Source organism: Spirosoma lacussanchae, from assembly GCF_005870035.1.
In the GTDB taxonomy this organism is placed as follows: Bacteria; Bacteroidota; Bacteroidia; order Cytophagales; family Spirosomataceae; genus Spirosoma; species Spirosoma lacussanchae.
In genome coordinates this window covers 1-14,611 of record NZ_SWJG01000001.1, presented here as the reverse complement: position 1 = coordinate 14,611, position 14,611 = coordinate 1, and the positions used below count along the sequence as shown (strand labels likewise).

General features: G+C 50.9%; 13 protein-coding genes and 2 rRNA genes. 12 read left to right on the top strand and 3 right to left on the bottom strand.

What is annotated here, in order from left to right; translation table 11 throughout:
- The first annotated feature begins 66 nt into the window (after positions 1-66).
- The 4 genes from ilvC (at position 67) to ilvA (ending at position 4,782) form a co-directional block, all read left to right on the top strand.
- Positions 67-1,110, top strand: coding sequence for a ketol-acid reductoisomerase (gene ilvC, locus FBR45_RS00075; RefSeq protein ID WP_138498215.1), 1,044 nt, complete (start codon positions 67-69; stop codon positions 1,108-1,110).
- 628 nt (positions 1,111-1,738) lie between these two features.
- Positions 1,739-2,527, top strand: coding sequence for a DUF3667 domain-containing protein (locus FBR45_RS00070; RefSeq protein ID WP_246082053.1), 789 nt, complete (start codon positions 1,739-1,741; stop codon positions 2,525-2,527).
- 295 nt (positions 2,528-2,822) lie between these two features.
- Positions 2,823-3,368, top strand: coding sequence for a DUF4256 domain-containing protein (locus tag FBR45_RS00065; RefSeq protein WP_394344349.1), 546 nt, complete (start codon positions 2,823-2,825; stop codon positions 3,366-3,368).
- Between the two features lie 148 nt (positions 3,369-3,516).
- Positions 3,517-4,782 (top strand): threonine ammonia-lyase, encoded by a 1,266-nt coding sequence (ilvA, locus tag FBR45_RS00060; protein WP_171044801.1) that lies wholly within the window; start codon positions 3,517-3,519, stop codon positions 4,780-4,782.
- Between the two features lie 106 nt (positions 4,783-4,888).
- Here ilvA and FBR45_RS00055 read toward each other — a convergent pair whose 3' ends face one another.
- Entirely contained in the window at positions 4,889-5,266 is a 378-nt protein-coding gene (locus FBR45_RS00055; RefSeq protein WP_138498209.1) for a GxxExxY protein, read from the bottom strand.
- A gap of 87 nt (positions 5,267-5,353) precedes the next feature.
- Here FBR45_RS00055 and FBR45_RS00050 point away from each other — a divergent pair, with 87 nt between their 5' ends.
- The 8 genes from FBR45_RS00050 to FBR45_RS00015 all read left to right on the top strand — a co-directional run bounded on the left by FBR45_RS00050 (position 5,354) and on the right by FBR45_RS00015 (position 14,090).
- Positions 5,354-6,244, top strand: coding sequence for a helix-turn-helix transcriptional regulator (locus FBR45_RS00050; protein ID WP_138498207.1), 891 nt, complete (start codon positions 5,354-5,356; stop codon positions 6,242-6,244).
- A gap of 291 nt (positions 6,245-6,535) precedes the next feature.
- Positions 6,536-7,117: a PepSY-associated TM helix domain-containing protein gene (locus FBR45_RS00045; RefSeq protein ID WP_138498205.1), complete on the top strand. Its 582-nt coding sequence runs from the start codon at positions 6,536-6,538 to the stop codon at positions 7,115-7,117.
- Positions 7,118-7,274: 157 nt separating this feature from the next.
- Entirely contained in the window at positions 7,275-8,675 is a 1,401-nt protein-coding gene (gene leuC / locus FBR45_RS00040; RefSeq protein WP_138498203.1) for a 3-isopropylmalate dehydratase large subunit, read from the top strand.
- A 100-nt stretch (positions 8,676-8,775) separates the two neighbouring features.
- Positions 8,776-9,387 carry a 3-isopropylmalate dehydratase small subunit gene (gene leuD, locus FBR45_RS00035; protein WP_138498201.1) on the top strand — a complete coding sequence of 204 codons (612 nt, stop codon included), beginning with the start codon at positions 8,776-8,778 and terminating at the stop codon, positions 9,385-9,387.
- A gap of 102 nt (positions 9,388-9,489) precedes the next feature.
- On the top strand, positions 9,490-11,013 hold the full coding sequence (locus FBR45_RS00030; protein WP_138498199.1) for an alpha-isopropylmalate synthase regulatory domain-containing protein: 1,524 nt from the start codon (positions 9,490-9,492) through the stop codon (positions 11,011-11,013).
- 69 nt (positions 11,014-11,082) lie between these two features.
- A complete protein-coding gene (gene leuB, locus FBR45_RS00025; RefSeq protein WP_138498197.1) occupies positions 11,083-12,159 on the top strand; it encodes a 3-isopropylmalate dehydrogenase in 1,077 nt (358 codons plus the stop codon).
- A 249-nt stretch (positions 12,160-12,408) separates the two neighbouring features.
- On the top strand, positions 12,409-13,548 hold the full coding sequence (locus tag FBR45_RS00020; RefSeq protein ID WP_138498195.1) for a 2-isopropylmalate synthase: 1,140 nt from the start codon (positions 12,409-12,411) through the stop codon (positions 13,546-13,548).
- Between the two features lie 80 nt (positions 13,549-13,628).
- Complete coding sequence (locus FBR45_RS00015; protein ID WP_138498193.1) at positions 13,629-14,090, top strand: hypothetical protein; 462 nt, start codon at positions 13,629-13,631, stop codon at positions 14,088-14,090.
- 167 nt (positions 14,091-14,257) lie between these two features.
- Here the strand turns inward: FBR45_RS00015 and rrf are convergent.
- Together rrf and FBR45_RS00005 are read right to left on the bottom strand one after the other, a co-directional pair.
- Positions 14,258-14,368 (bottom strand): 5S ribosomal RNA (rrf, locus tag FBR45_RS00010).
- 121 nt (positions 14,369-14,489) lie between these two features.
- Positions 14,490-14,611 (bottom strand): 23S ribosomal RNA (locus FBR45_RS00005); the annotation flags it as partial.

The following is a 14,611-nucleotide window of genomic DNA, read 5'->3' as shown; positions in this document are numbered from 1 at the left end:
AGGCACTGGAACAGCAGCAACACGATTGCAACCACTATTTTTTTACAACTAAAAAGAGTACCACAAATGGCACAAATTAACTTCGGCGGAACCGTAGAAAACGTCGTAACCCGCGAAGAATTCCCGCTCGAGAAAGCGCTGGAAACCCTCAAAAACGAAACAATCGCCGTTATTGGTTACGGTGTACAAGGTCCTGGCCAGTCGCTCAACATGCGCGATAACGGCTTCAACGTCATTGTGGGCCAGCGCAAAGGAAAAACCTACGACAAGGCGGTAGCCGATGGCTGGGTACCGGGCGAAACGCTGTTTGATATTGACGAAGCGCTGGAACGCGGCACCATCATCTGCTTCCTGCTGTCCGATGCCGCCCAGATCGAACTGTGGCCAACGGTAAAAGCTGCGCTGAAGCCCGGCAAATCGCTCTACTTCTCCCACGGCTTCGGCGTAACCTACAAAGAGAAAACCGGTATCGTTCCCCCGGCCGACGTTGATGTATTCCTTGTAGCGCCGAAAGGCTCGGGTACGTCGCTGCGCCGGTTGTTCGTAGAAGGAAAAGGCCTGAACTCGTCGTTTGCCATCTATCAGGATGCCAGCGGCCAGGCTCGCGAGAAATGCATCGCCATGGGAATCGGCGTTGGCTCGGGCTACCTGTTCGAAACCGATTTCTATAAAGAAGTAACCTCCGACCTGACGGGTGAGCGCGGCACGCTGATGGGCGCTATCCAGGGTATTTTTGCCGCCCAGTACGAAGTGCTGCGCGCTAACGGCCACAGCCCCTCTGAGGCTTTCAACGAAACGGTCGAAGAGCTAACCCAGTCGCTGATGCCACTGGTAGCCGAGAACGGCATGGACTGGATGTACGCCAACTGCTCGACCACGGCCCAGCGCGGTGCTCTCGACTGGTGGAAACCCTTCCGCGACGCGACCAAACCGGTTTTCGAGCAGCTCTACAACTCGGTAAAATCGCAGGAGCAAGCCGAAATCAGCATCACCCGCAACTCGCAGCCCGACTACCGCGAGAAGCTGGAAGTCGAGCTGGCCGAACTCCGCGACTCCGAAATGTGGCAGGCCGGTGCCGCCGTGCGCAACCTGCGGCCCGAGCGTAACTAAACTAAACACTTATTGACGAGTCATCGGGTAGAGAGCAGCCATCAGGCCAGCTACTACCCGATGGCTTTTAAAGCAATTCATGATCAGGCATCACGAAGGACGGAGCTGTGTTGTAGAAGACGAAAGGTTTTGTAAAACCTTCTATACACAGTTTGTGCTACTGATGGGCCACCCACCTGCTTGAAAACTGCACTTTATCGAATTTTAGAGGCAACAACTATATTTATAATAAGGTGACTCCTTTTTTTAATAGAGTGTTGGGGATTTTTGGCTTTGATCATAAGCGATTTACAGTTGCATAGTCTGACGATAAGCTTGATTAGCTAAATCTACTGCTTACCAAAACAGTAGATTCTTTGATTGATCCTCATTCTAGAGACGCCATCGAATGATTCAATCGAGTAGGCTTCATCAGACCAAATAAAATTTTCCAGTACGTTTTTATTGCTTCGAATCTCATGAAAACAGAAAAACTTAGTAAGTTGCTTACAAAAAACAGTTTTGATACTTTTATTTTATTAGCAATAATTATAAACAACTAACAGAATTAGAAAACCTACAACTCAAAGCGCCATGAATAAGACAGCGAATATTGAAAGTAATTTAACGAACAACAATACATAATTGATTGCTTATCGATTATACATATCAAAATATAACTTTTACCGAACTGATTGCAAATAATGACTTGACCACTAAAATGAACTGTAGAAACTGTAGTGCCGAAGTACATTCAAACTATTGTCCAGATTGTGGACATCCAACAAACCTGAAACGGATTGATGGCCATTACATTGTTCACGAAATCGAACACGTGCTGCATTTTGAGCGTGGCATCTTGTATACAATCAGAGAACTCATAACAAACCCGGGGCAAAATGTCAGAAATTATCTGTCTGAGAACAGAAACCGACTCGTTAAGCCAATAATCTTCATCATTATCACGTCATTGGTCTATTCAATCGCGATCAGCTTTTTCCACATAGAAGACGATTATGTAAAATTTGAAGGCGCTGAATTAACAACAACAATAAAAATTTTCTCTTGGATACAAGGGCACTATGGGTACGCGAACATCATAATGGGTCTATTCATTACCTTGTGGATCAAACTATTCTTCAGAAAATCTAACTATAATATATTTGAACTATTAATCCTACTCTGCTTTGTCATGGGAATAGGCATGTTGATTTTTGCCCTGTTTGCTTTGGTACAGGGATTAACAAATACTGATTTAATGGCTATCGGTGGTCTGGTGGGCATTTGCTATTGTTCCTGGGCGATAGGCAGTTTTTTCGGAAGAGATAAAATTCTGAATTATGTAAAAGCATTTTTTGCGTATATGCTTGGTATAATAACGTTTACGACTGCAGCTATTCTCCTGGGCGTTTCGATTGATTTCATCAAAAATTTATAAATATATGGAAAGTAAGAAAAGAGTAAATTTTATCTTCATTATTGTTGCATTTATGTTAGGAACAACGGTTTTGAGGCATTTTGACGTCAAAACCCTTAGCTTCAAAATGCCTGCGCTAGATATACTTTTCCTGATTGCATTCATCGTGACCATTTATTTGATCATAAAAGATTACAGAAAGACAACAAAAGAATAAAAATAGCCACCACTATCGATTTGGTGGTCTAGCGACCAATATATTCCCTAAACCACGTCTACACAATTCAACTGCATGGCTCTAACAAACCAATTGGCTTTGACTTCAAACCAACGCGACGAGTTGATCAACGTGTTGAAAGCGCGGTTTGAGAAGCACAAGAACCGACATCAGAACATTGCCTGGGCCGATGTGGCGGCAAAGCTGGACGCGAACCCGGCCAAAGTATGGTCGCTCAACGAAATGGAACTGACCGGTGGCGAACCTGATGTGGTCGAGTATGACAGCGCGACGGACGAGTACGTTTTTTACGACTGTTCGGTCGAAAGTCCCAAAGGCCGCCGGAGCGTTTGTTACGACCGCGAGGGTCAGGATTCGAGGAAAGAGTACAAACCAGAAAACAACGCAGTCGATCTGGCGGCCGAACTGGGTATTGACCTACTGACCGAAGAGCAATATCGGGCGCTACAGCAACTCGGCCCCTTCGATACCAAAACGTCGAGCTGGATAATGACACCGGCCGCCATCCGAAAACTGGGTGGTGCGCTCTTTGCCGAGTACCGCTATGGCCACGTCTTTGTTTTCCACAACAGCGCCCCCTCCTATTATGCCGCCCGTGGCTTTCGTGGCTCGCTACGGGTTTAAACCTTGTTCAGCTAGCAACCCGCTGACGAATCGGCGGCTTCAGCGCCGGGCCCGTTACCCTCACTTTGTTTGTTAACGGGTAGTTGGTTCGTTACCTATCCCCGATAGAGATTTTGTATTTTTGTACAAAAAGCACTCATCAACAGCCGTGGTAGACACCGATCAGCATACCCTCGCTCCCGATCTCGATAATATATACCTCGCGGCCGACCGGCTCCGCGGCATTGCGACCCATACGCCCCTACAGGAAAATCTGAACCTGTCGGATCGCTACGAAGCCAACATCTTTCTGAAGCGCGAAGACCTACAGGTGGTCCGGTCGTACAAGATTCGGGGTGCCTATAACAAAATGGCGTCGCTGCCCCAGGAAGCACTCGCCAAAGGCGTTGTTTGCGCCAGTGCTGGTAATCACGCGCAGGGCCTGGCCTATGCCTGCCGTAAAATGGGCGTTAAAGGCACCATTTTTATGCCTACTACCACCCCGAACCAGAAAGTGAAGCAGGTAAAGCTGTTCGGCAAGGAGTTCGTTGACGTGGTTCTGATCGGCGATACATACGACGATGCCTACGTGGCTGCCAACGAATACGTACAGACTCATGATAGCACTTTTGTTCACCCCTTCGACGACATACTGGTGATGGAAGGCCAGGGAACCGTTGGGCTGGAAATTTTCAAAGACGCCAGTTTCAAGATCGATTACGTGCTGATGGCTATTGGCGGGGGCGGACTAGCTTCGGGGGTATCGACGGTTTTTAAGCAGCTTAGCCCCAAAACCAAACTGATCGGTGTGGAACCACTCGGGTCGCCTTCTATGAAAGTATCGATGGACGAAGGCCACGTTGTGCCGCTCGACCACATCGACAAGTTCGTAGATGGAGCGGCTGTCAAGCGCGTGGGCGACATCACCTTCGACATCTGCCGCCAGAACCTCGACCGGGTGGTGCTGGTACCCGAGGGTAAGGTTTGTACGACCATCCTGCAACTTTATAACGAAGAAGCCATCGTTGCCGAGCCCGCCGGTGCCCTCAGCATTGCCGCGCTCGATCTGCTGAAAGACGAAATCAAAGGCAAAAACGTAGTTTGTCTGGTAGGGGGCGGCAACAACGATATTACCCGTACGGAAGAAATCAAGGAGCGGTCGCTGTTGTACGAAGGGCTCAAGCATTACTTCATTATCCGGTTTCCGCAACGCTCGGGTGCTTTTCGCGACTTCCTAAACGTGCTCGGCCCCACCGACGATATCACCCGCTTCGAGTACGCCAAAAAAACCAACCGCGAAACCGGCCCCGCGCTGGTCGGCATCGAACTGAAAAACCGCGACGATTTTGAGCCGCTCATCCAGCGTATGCAGGCCCAGAACATCGTATTCGAGCACGTCAATGACAAACCCGATTTGTTCCAGTTTTTGATCTAAAGCTTTTGACAGGATTTACGGGATGGACAGGATTTGCTCTTACATAGGATGTATAGCGTAAAGCAGACGGGCTCGACAAAAATATAGTGAAGTATGGCTTTTCGGCTTACTTAGCGGATGCACGGACACGATACTTGCGCTTAACGCTCACACTTGCGCCAAAATTAATCAGTAGTCCAATGTCAATACCTGTTGCCGTGAGGTAATTGACCAACTGAGCTTCATGTTTTGGATGCACCTGCTTAACTGCTTTCAGCTCGATCAGAAGGCAATTTTCAATAAACAAGTCAGCCACAAAATCGCCAACAGTAATGCCTTTGTATAAAACAGGAATGGGTATCTGCGCTTCAACAAACAATCCGTGGTGCTGCAATTCGACGACCAAAGCGTTTTCATATACTTTTTCTAAAAATCCCGGTCCCAAAGCGTTGTGAACCGTGAAAGCGGCCCCAATGATTAACTCAGTAAGCTCTTCACGAAGCATATAAAGCGAGATTTTATACTCTTAAAGCTAATTTATTGATATATAAAAGAAAAATCCTGTTCATCCTGTAAATCTTGTCGAAAATAAATGCTCCGCGTTCCATCGTCCATACAGCCCAGTCAGTTTGCGTCGCTGAGCATCCGCCGACCCGGCACCGACCCGGCCGACGGGTCGCGGTCCGACGGGTCGGAGATGACTTTTGTGGCGTATCGCAGCGATGTGTATCCCGAGCGGAACGAGGTATTTTTTGAGGAGCATGCCGTAATTGTTGTGCTGGAAGGGGAGAAAAAATTTAACTCATCTACCCAGGAGCTCCACGTCCGGAAAGGGCAGATTCTGTTTTTTCAGCGGGGGTGCTACTCCATGAACGAGTCCATCGACGCGAACTACAAAAGTCTGGTCTTCTTCGTCAATGAGAAGATGCTCAAGGAGTTTGTTAACCAGCACCTCTCGCTTTTTCAGGACCGGCACCGTCCGCTGCCCGACGAGCCTATTCTGTCGCTGACCTCTTCGCCTGCCTTTACGACATTCATTCAGTCGCTGCTGCCGTATTTCGGGTCGGGCACACCGTTTCTGAACGAGCTGCTTCGGCTCAAATTCCAGGAGTTACTGCTCCACCTGCTCGAACTCGATACAAGCGGTCAGCTACGGGCTATTCTGCTCCACATTTACCAGGGCCAGAAAACGGACCTTACCTACCTGATGAACACCTACCTGCTCAAGCCCTTGTCTATGAACGAACTGGCGCGGCTATCGGGGCGGAGCCTGTCGGCCTTCAAACGCGACTTCGAAGCGCAGTTTCATACCTCACCCGGCCACTGGATTCGCCAGCGACGGCTTGAGCACGCCCACTTTCTGCTCCGCAACACTACTAAAAACGTCTCCGAAGTCAGCATGGAAATCGGCTATGAGAGCGTCTCCCATTTTATCAAGGCTTACAAACAGCAATACGGCACTACGCCCAAGCGGGGCAACTGATCCTATACGAATCATATATCATTCATCCGCTCGAAACCAACAAACTAGTTTGTCGGGAGGACGCTGGTTTCGTCGACTCAGCTTTGGCCGGAGACCACGTTTCTGGTTGACGGACTGCGGCCTTGCTTACCGTCTTTTATCAACAGATAGCTCAGTGATTTATAGCCTGCCACGCGCAACGCTATGGGCGCATTCTACCTGGGTGGTGCTTACTTCTTACCAGAAATCGCTGTAGTTTGCGGCTTAGTTTATGCAGCGCTGCCCCCCCTGCAATATCCTCTATAATCCACCATGACGGAGAGCCAGAAGAGACAACAGCAAGCCAAAGTATTGCGAATTTCCAGAAAACTACATCGGACAACGGGGGCGCTGTTATTTGTGTTCTTTTTGTTTATCTCCGTGACCGGTTTGCTGCTGGGCTGGAAGAAAAATAGCGGTGGGCTCCTGCTTCCCAAATCTTACAAAGGCACATCGACCAACCTGGCCGACTGGCTGCCGCTCGATAGCCTGCATAAAAACGCCTGTCGGATAGTACGGGACTCGATATCGCCCGAATTATCGCTGGAGCTGGAGCGGATCGACGTTCGGAAAGATAAAGGCATGGTTAAATTCGTGTTTGCCGATCATTTCTGGGGTGTACAGCTGGATGGCGCCACCGGTAAACTGCTCCACATCGAACAACGACGGTCTGACTTCATCGAAAAAATTCACGACGGCTCCCTCCTCGACTTCTACGCCGGAACCAGCGACGGCCAGATCAAACTCGTTTACACGACCATTACCGGCCTGGCCCTGCTGCTGTTCACGGTAACCGGATTCTGGCTTTGGTACGGCCCCAGGCGAATGCGGCAAAGAGCGGCAAGCCGTTCATAAAGATACTTTCTTCGTGACCGTCATTACCAGTCAATATAGTTTTCCGTCCATTTGATAGTCGTGAGCTAAAAACACTATTTATTGGACGCCTAACGAGATGTCGGCCCGGTAACAACTCATCACCTTTGTAGCTACGAACAAAGTTTCCGCTACAACCATGAGTACCCCAAAAACCTTATTTGATAAAGTCTGGGATGCGCACGTCATCCGGCATGTCGAAGATGGCCCCGATGTGTTGTTCATCGATCGTCATTTCATCCACGAAGTAACCAGCCCCGTAGCGTTTCTGGGTCTCGAGGGCCGGGGCGCGCCGGTATTGTTTCCCGGACGTACCTTCGCTACCGCCGATCACAACACCCCAACCCTTAACCAGCATCTGCCCGTTGCCGATCCACTATCGGCCAATCAGCTCAGGGCGCTGGAAGTCAACACGGCTAAGTACGGCATTTCTCACTGGGGTTTGGGCCACCAGAAAAACGGCATCGTGCACGTAATCGGTCCCGAAAACGGCATTACCCTACCCGGCATGACCATCGTCTGTGGCGACTCGCATACGTCGACCCACGGTGCGTTCGGGGCTATTGCATTCGGGATCGGCACCTCGGAAGTAGAAATGGTGCTGGCTTCGCAGTGTATTATGCAGCCGAAGCCGAAGAAAATGCGGATAACCGTAAACGGTACGCTTAGTAAGGCGGTCATGCCCAAAGACGTAATCCTTTACATCATTGCGCAGATTTCGGCCAGTGGCGCAACGGGCTATTTTGTCGAATACGCCGGCGAGGTGTTCCGCAACATGAGCATGGAAGGCCGTATGACGGTCTGTAACATGAGCATCGAGATGGGCGCGCGCGGTGGTATCATTGCACCCGACCAGACCACCCTCAACTACCTCAACGGCCGCGAAATGACCCCCAAAGGCGAAGCCTGGGATAGGCTGGTTCCGTACTGGGAGTCGCTCAGCACCGACGAGGGGGCCGAGTTTGACGTAGACCTGACCTTCGATGCCGCCAACATCGAACCGCAGATTACGTACGGTACCAACCCCGGTTTAGGAACGGGCATATCGCGGCAGATTCCAGTAGCCGAAGCGGTGAAAGATGGCGCGGCCAGTTACAAAAAATCGTTGCAGTACATGGGCTTCGCTGAGAACGAATCGATGGTCGGCAAACCCATTGACTTCGTTTTTCTGGGCAGCTGCACCAACGGTCGGATTGAGGATTTCCGCGCCTTTGCGTCGATCGTAAAAGGCCACCGGAAAGCCGATAACGTTACGGCCTGGCTCGTACCGGGCTCGCATGTGGTGGAGCGGCAGATCAAAGAAGAAGGTATTCTGGACATCCTGACCGAAGCCGGTTTTGAACTCCGTCAGCCGGGTTGCTCAGCCTGCCTGGCCATGAACGAAGACAAGATTCCGGCCGGCAAGTACGCCGTATCTACCTCGAACCGCAACTTCGAAGGTCGTCAGGGGCCAGGCGCCCGCACCCTGCTGGCGAGCCCGCTCGTTGCCGCTGCAGCCGCCGTAACAGGCAAAGTCACAGATCCCAGAGAATTCATATAGCGATGAGCTATGAGTGCTGAGTTATGAGCGGCCGATATGAACCGACCGACCTTAACACTTATCACTCATCGTTCATCACTCATCACTTATTACGGTTAACATGGCTTACGATAATTTCACCATTCTTCGCAGTGCGGCCGTTCCGATGCCCATCGAGAACGTCGATACGGATCAGATTATTCCTGCCCGCTTCCTGAAAGCGACGGAGCGCAAGGGCTTTGGCGACAACCTGTTCCGCGACTGGCGCTATAACCCCGACAACACCCCCAAGGCCGATTTCGTACTCAACAACCCAACCTACTCGGCCAACGGCCCAGCCCGTAAAATTCTGGTGGGTGGTAAAAATTTCGGCAGCGGATCGAGCCGCGAACATGCAGCCTGGGCTATTTATGACTATGGATTTCGCTGCGTCGTATCGAGCTTCTTCGCCGATATTTTTAAGAATAACTGCCTCAACGTCGGCATACTGCCCGTTACGGTTAGCCACGAGTTTGCGGATAGAATCTTCGCAGCCATTGAAGCTGACCCCAGCACCGAGCTGGAAGTGAACCTGCCCGAGCAGACCATCACCCTCCTGGCCACGGGCGACAGCGAGCGCTTCGCCATTAACGAATACAAGAAGCACAACCTGCTCAACGGCTACGACGACATTGACTACCTCCTGTCGATGAAGTCCGAAATCGAAGCCTTTGCCGATACCAGACCGTTCTAACCTCACTGAGTGATTGAGTGAATGGTGATGGAGTGAATTGAGCGCGTCATCAGGCGCATTGGCCACTCCATCACTCGTTTGCCCAACCACTCATTTTACTTCATGAAAACCCGCCGTTATATTGAAATTATGGATACGACCCTCCGCGATGGTGAACAGACCAGCGGGGTGTCGTTTTCGGCGTCCGAGAAGTTAGCGTTAGCCCAGGTACTGCTTACCGAAGTAAAGGTTGATCGGGTAGAAGTGGCGTCGGCACGGGTGTCGGCGGGCGAGCTGGAGGCCGTTCGGCAGATTACACGCTGGGCAGCCGGTATGGGTTTACTCGACCGGGTCGAAGTGCTTACCTTTGTCGATGGACAAGCCTCCCTCGACTGGATGCGGGAATCGGGCGCTAAAGTCATGAACCTGCTGACGAAAGGGTCCATGAACCACCTGACTCATCAGCTCAAGAAAACGCCCGACCAGCATTTCGGCGATATTCAACAGATGGTTAGTCAGGCCCAGCTGGCCGGGTTTCAGATTAATGTGTACCTGGAAGACTGGAGTAATGGCATGCGTAACTCACCCGGGTACGTATTTCAGTTCCTGGATTTTCTGCAAACCCAACCCATCCGTCGGGTTCTTTTGCCCGATACACTGGGGGTGCTGACCCCAGCCGAATCGTATCAGTTCGTTCATCAGCTGGTAAATCGCTATCCCGCCCTCCACTTCGATTTTCACGCCCATAACGACTACGATCTCGGGGTGGCCAACGTGATGGAAGCCATACGCGCTGGTGCCCACGGCATTCACCTGACCGTAAACGGGCTGGGTGAGCGGGCTGGCAATGCACCACTGGCCAGCACCCTGGCCGTATTGCACGACTTCATGCCGGAGGTAAAGCTGGGTGTGGTCGAAAAATCGCTGTATCAGGTCAGCAAAATTGTCGAAACGTTTTCCGGCCTTCGGATTCCGGATAATAAACCCGTAGTGGGTGACAACGTGTTCACCCAGACGGCCGGCATCCATGCCGATGGCGACAAGAAAAACAATCTCTACTTCAACGCGCTGCTGCCCGAACGCTTCGGTCGCAAACGTAGCTACGCCCTCGGTAAAACTTCCGGCAAAGCCAATATCGAGAACAACCTACGCGAGCTGGGTATTCAGCTATCGGACGATGACCTTCGGAAAGTGACCCAGCGCGTTATCGAACTGGGCGATCAAAAAGAGGTTGTCACCCGCGAGGACCTACCCTATGTTATTGCCGACGTGCTCAACACCAACGCGGTAGCATCGCGGGTAGAAGTGCTCAATTACGTGCTGACTCATTCTAAAGACCTGAAGCCGTCAGCTACGTTACGCGTCCGCATCGATAGCGAACAGTTTGAAGAAAATGCCCAGGGCGACGGGCAGTACGATGCCTTTATGAATGCGCTGAAGAAAATTTACAGCCGCAAAAAGCTCGTTCTGCCCGAACTGACCGACTATGCCGTACGGATTCCGACCGGTGGTCGTACAGATGCGCTCTGCGAGACCATCATCACCTGGAAAGTCAAAAACCACGAATTCAAAACCCGGGGCCTCGACTCTGATCAGACCGTATCGGCGATCAAGGCTACCCAAAAAATGTTGAATACTTTAGACTAAAGGAAACGCCTAAAGAAAGCCTCTCGTAGAGCTGCCTCTTTTACTCCGCGTTTCTCCATTCTCTTTTTCATGAAAAAACACATCCTTGTAGTTCCCGGCGACGGCATTGGTGCCGAAGTAACAACCATTGGCAAGCAGGTTCTTGAAGCCATTGCCCAAAAGTTTGGTCACGAATTCACTTATGACGAGGCTCTCATTGGTCACGTGGCAATCGAAGCAACCGGCTCGCCCCTACCCGACGAAACCCTGACCAAAATGCGGGCGGCCGATGCAATCCTGTTCGGAGCCGTTGGCCATCCCAAGTACGATAACGACCCTACCGCCAAAGTTCGTCCCGAGCAGGGTTTGCTGCAGATGCGCAAAGAGCTGGGACTTTACGCCAACCTGCGGCCCATCAAACTCTTCGACGAACTGCTCGACGCATCGAGTATCAAGCCCGAAATTTTGCGGGGTGCCGACATCCTGTTCTTCCGTGAACTGACCGGCGATGTTTATTTCGGCAAACGCGAACGACTCGACGAAGGCAATACCGCCTACGATACAATGATCTACAGCAAATATGAAGTAGAACGTATTGTTCGGAAAGCGTTCGAAGCCGCCCGCACCCGTAACAAGCGGCTCTGTTCGGTCGATAAAGCAAATGTGCTGGAAAGCAGCCGGCTGTGGCGGGAGGTAGTGCAGGCCATTGCCCCCGAGTACGCCGACGTACAGGTCGAACACCAGTTCATCGATGCTGCCGCCATGCTGCTTATCAAAGATCCAAAACGGTTTGATGTTGTCGTTACGGGCAACCTCTTCGGCGATATCCTGACCGACGAAGCCAGCCAGATTGCCGGATCAATGGGTATGCTGGCCTCGGCTTCTGTTGGCGACAATACCGGCGTATATGAGCCCATCCACGGCTCTGCGCATGATATTACCGGCAAAGGAGTGGCTAACCCGTTGGCTTCAGTATTATCGGTAGCGCTGATGCTCGACATATCGTTTGGCCTGAAAGCCGAAGCCGAAGCCGTTGTTAGCGCCGTAGACGCTGTGCTGAAAGCTGGCTACCGCACCCGCGACATTGCCAGTCCAACCACTCAGCCCGAGTACGTATTGGGGACTGATGCCATGGGGCAACAAATTCTGCAACTCCTTCAGGCATAGCCGTCGAATAGGCTTGTACTAAAAATAAAATTTCATTTGCAGATCTTTTTTAAAATTCTATTTTTGTAGCGTGTTTACGCAACCAGCGAAATTTCGCCGATGATCCTGACGCCTTCACTTAACCGACTGCAGAAACCTTACGTTTGTTGACGGAGAAAGATAGGCTTTTCTATAAATGCTCTTTCTCGCAACAGAAAGAGCATTTTTTGTATAATCAGATAAATTGCCAATCAGTCATTACTAATAAGTATGAGCCAGCGAGTTTATATTTTCGATACCACCCTGCGCGATGGAGAGCAAGTCCCCGGCTGTCAGTTAACCACTGAAGAAAAAATCATTGTCGCCAGAGAACTGGAGCGACTAGGCGTTGACATCATCGAAGCTGGCTTCCCGGTTTCCAGCCCCGGCGATTTCCGTTCAGTGGTTGAAATTGCTAAAGCCGTCACAGAGCCAACCGTCTGTGCGTTAAGCCGGGCAGTCAAGGGTGATATCGACGCGGCTGGCGAAGCGCTGAAACTGGCTAAACGGGGCCGTATCCATACCGGTATAGGCTCTTCAGATATTCACATCCGGAACAAGTTTGGCAGTACTCGGGAGAAGATCCTGGAACAGGCTGTAGCGGCCGTCAAACATGCCAAAACCTACGTTGAAGATGTCGAGTTTTACGCCGAAGATGCCGGACGGGCTGACCTGGTTTTTCTGGCGCAGCTGACCGAAGCTGTGATCCGGGCCGGGGCGACGGTAGTGAATATCCCGGATACGACTGGCTATTGCCTGCCCGATGAGTACGGGCGTAAAATCGCTTACATCTACGAAAACGTATCCAACGTCCATCAGGCTACTATTTCAATCCACTGCCACAATGATCTGGGCCTGGCCACCGCCAATACGCTGGCGGGTGTGATGAACGGTGCGCGTCAGGTTGAGGTTACAATGAATGGCATTGGCGAACGGGCGGGTAATACGTCCCTCGAAGAGGTGGTGATGGCGCTCAAAGTACATAAAGAACTGGGCTACTACACTAATGTTGACTCAACCCGTCTTTTCCCCGTCAGCAACCTTGTCTCGCAGATGATGCGGATGCCGGTGCAGGCCAACAAAGCCATTGTTGGTCGTAACGCTTTTGCTCATTCGTCGGGTATCCACCAGGACGGCTTTCTGAAACATTCGGAGAACTACGAGATCATGAATCCGCATGATGTAGGTGTACCGGAGTCATCTATCGTTTTAACGGCTCGCAGCGGCCGCCACGCCCTTAAACATCGGCTCGAACTGCTGGGCTTCCGCTATGATAAACCAACCCTGGATGGCATTTACACGCGCTTCCTGGACATGGCTGATATACGTAAAGAAGTGAATGATAAAGACCTGATGGAGCTGGTACGATAATCTCTCAGCAGCCAGCGCCAACGGCGAACAAAACGGATTAACAGGCTGTTAGCCAGTCAATCAATAAACCTTGTTTTATCATGGCACGACCAACCCCCGAACTTATTGATGCGTTGCGCCGTACGGCTCGTAATCTGGCTAATGGATCTCCTTACCAGTGGGGTCATATGGGTGGCTGCAACTGTGGCAATCTGGCGCAGGTTTTAACCAAGCTAAACAAAGATCAAATTCACCGGTACGCTATGCAACGTTACGGTGACTGGAATGAACAGGTCGATGATTATTGCCCCACCAGTCAGATGCCGCTGGATATTGTGATCAATGAAATGCTGAACGCTGGTTTGATGCTGGAAGATCTAAAGCACCTCGAACGGTTGGATGATCGGGCTGTATTGGCCCGTTTTCCGCTCGAAAAACGATACCTCAAACATAATGTTCGGGACGATGTAGTAGCTTATATGAACGCCTGGGCCGATCTGCTCGAAGAACAGCTGCTTGCTAAAATCACCCTCCCCACGTTTAGCGAACTCGAACTCGCTTAATACCATTTAAAGCATAAGGGCGGCTATGGTTAATCCCTTCTGGGGTCTCCGTAGCCGCCCTTATTTATAGTCAATAGTCTGTCTCTGCAATCCTACTAGAATGATTGGTTCTATAAGCAAAAAGCCGTTACCCGGATCGGATAACGGCTCTCGCAGTCAATAACAGCAGGTGGCACCTTCCTACTCTCCCACTTGTGACAGCAGTACCATCGGCAGTACGGGGCTTAACGGCTCTGTTCGGAATGGAAGAGGTGTTCACCCGCCTTACCAGCACCAACCTGCTTGTTGCTCATCGATCGATCCTGAACTCTTTACAAGATCAGCTCGATCTAATATCCAATGTCTTTTTCCCCACAGGAAAACCAGAAAACACTAGCGCACTACTTTTCAGACGAAGCGAAGCACACGCGTCCGGGGCCATTAGTACGGCTCAGCTCAACACATCTCTGTGCCTACACCTGCCGCCTATCAACGTCGTCGTCTCCAACGCCCCTTTATACCGGATGACTCATCTCGGGGCC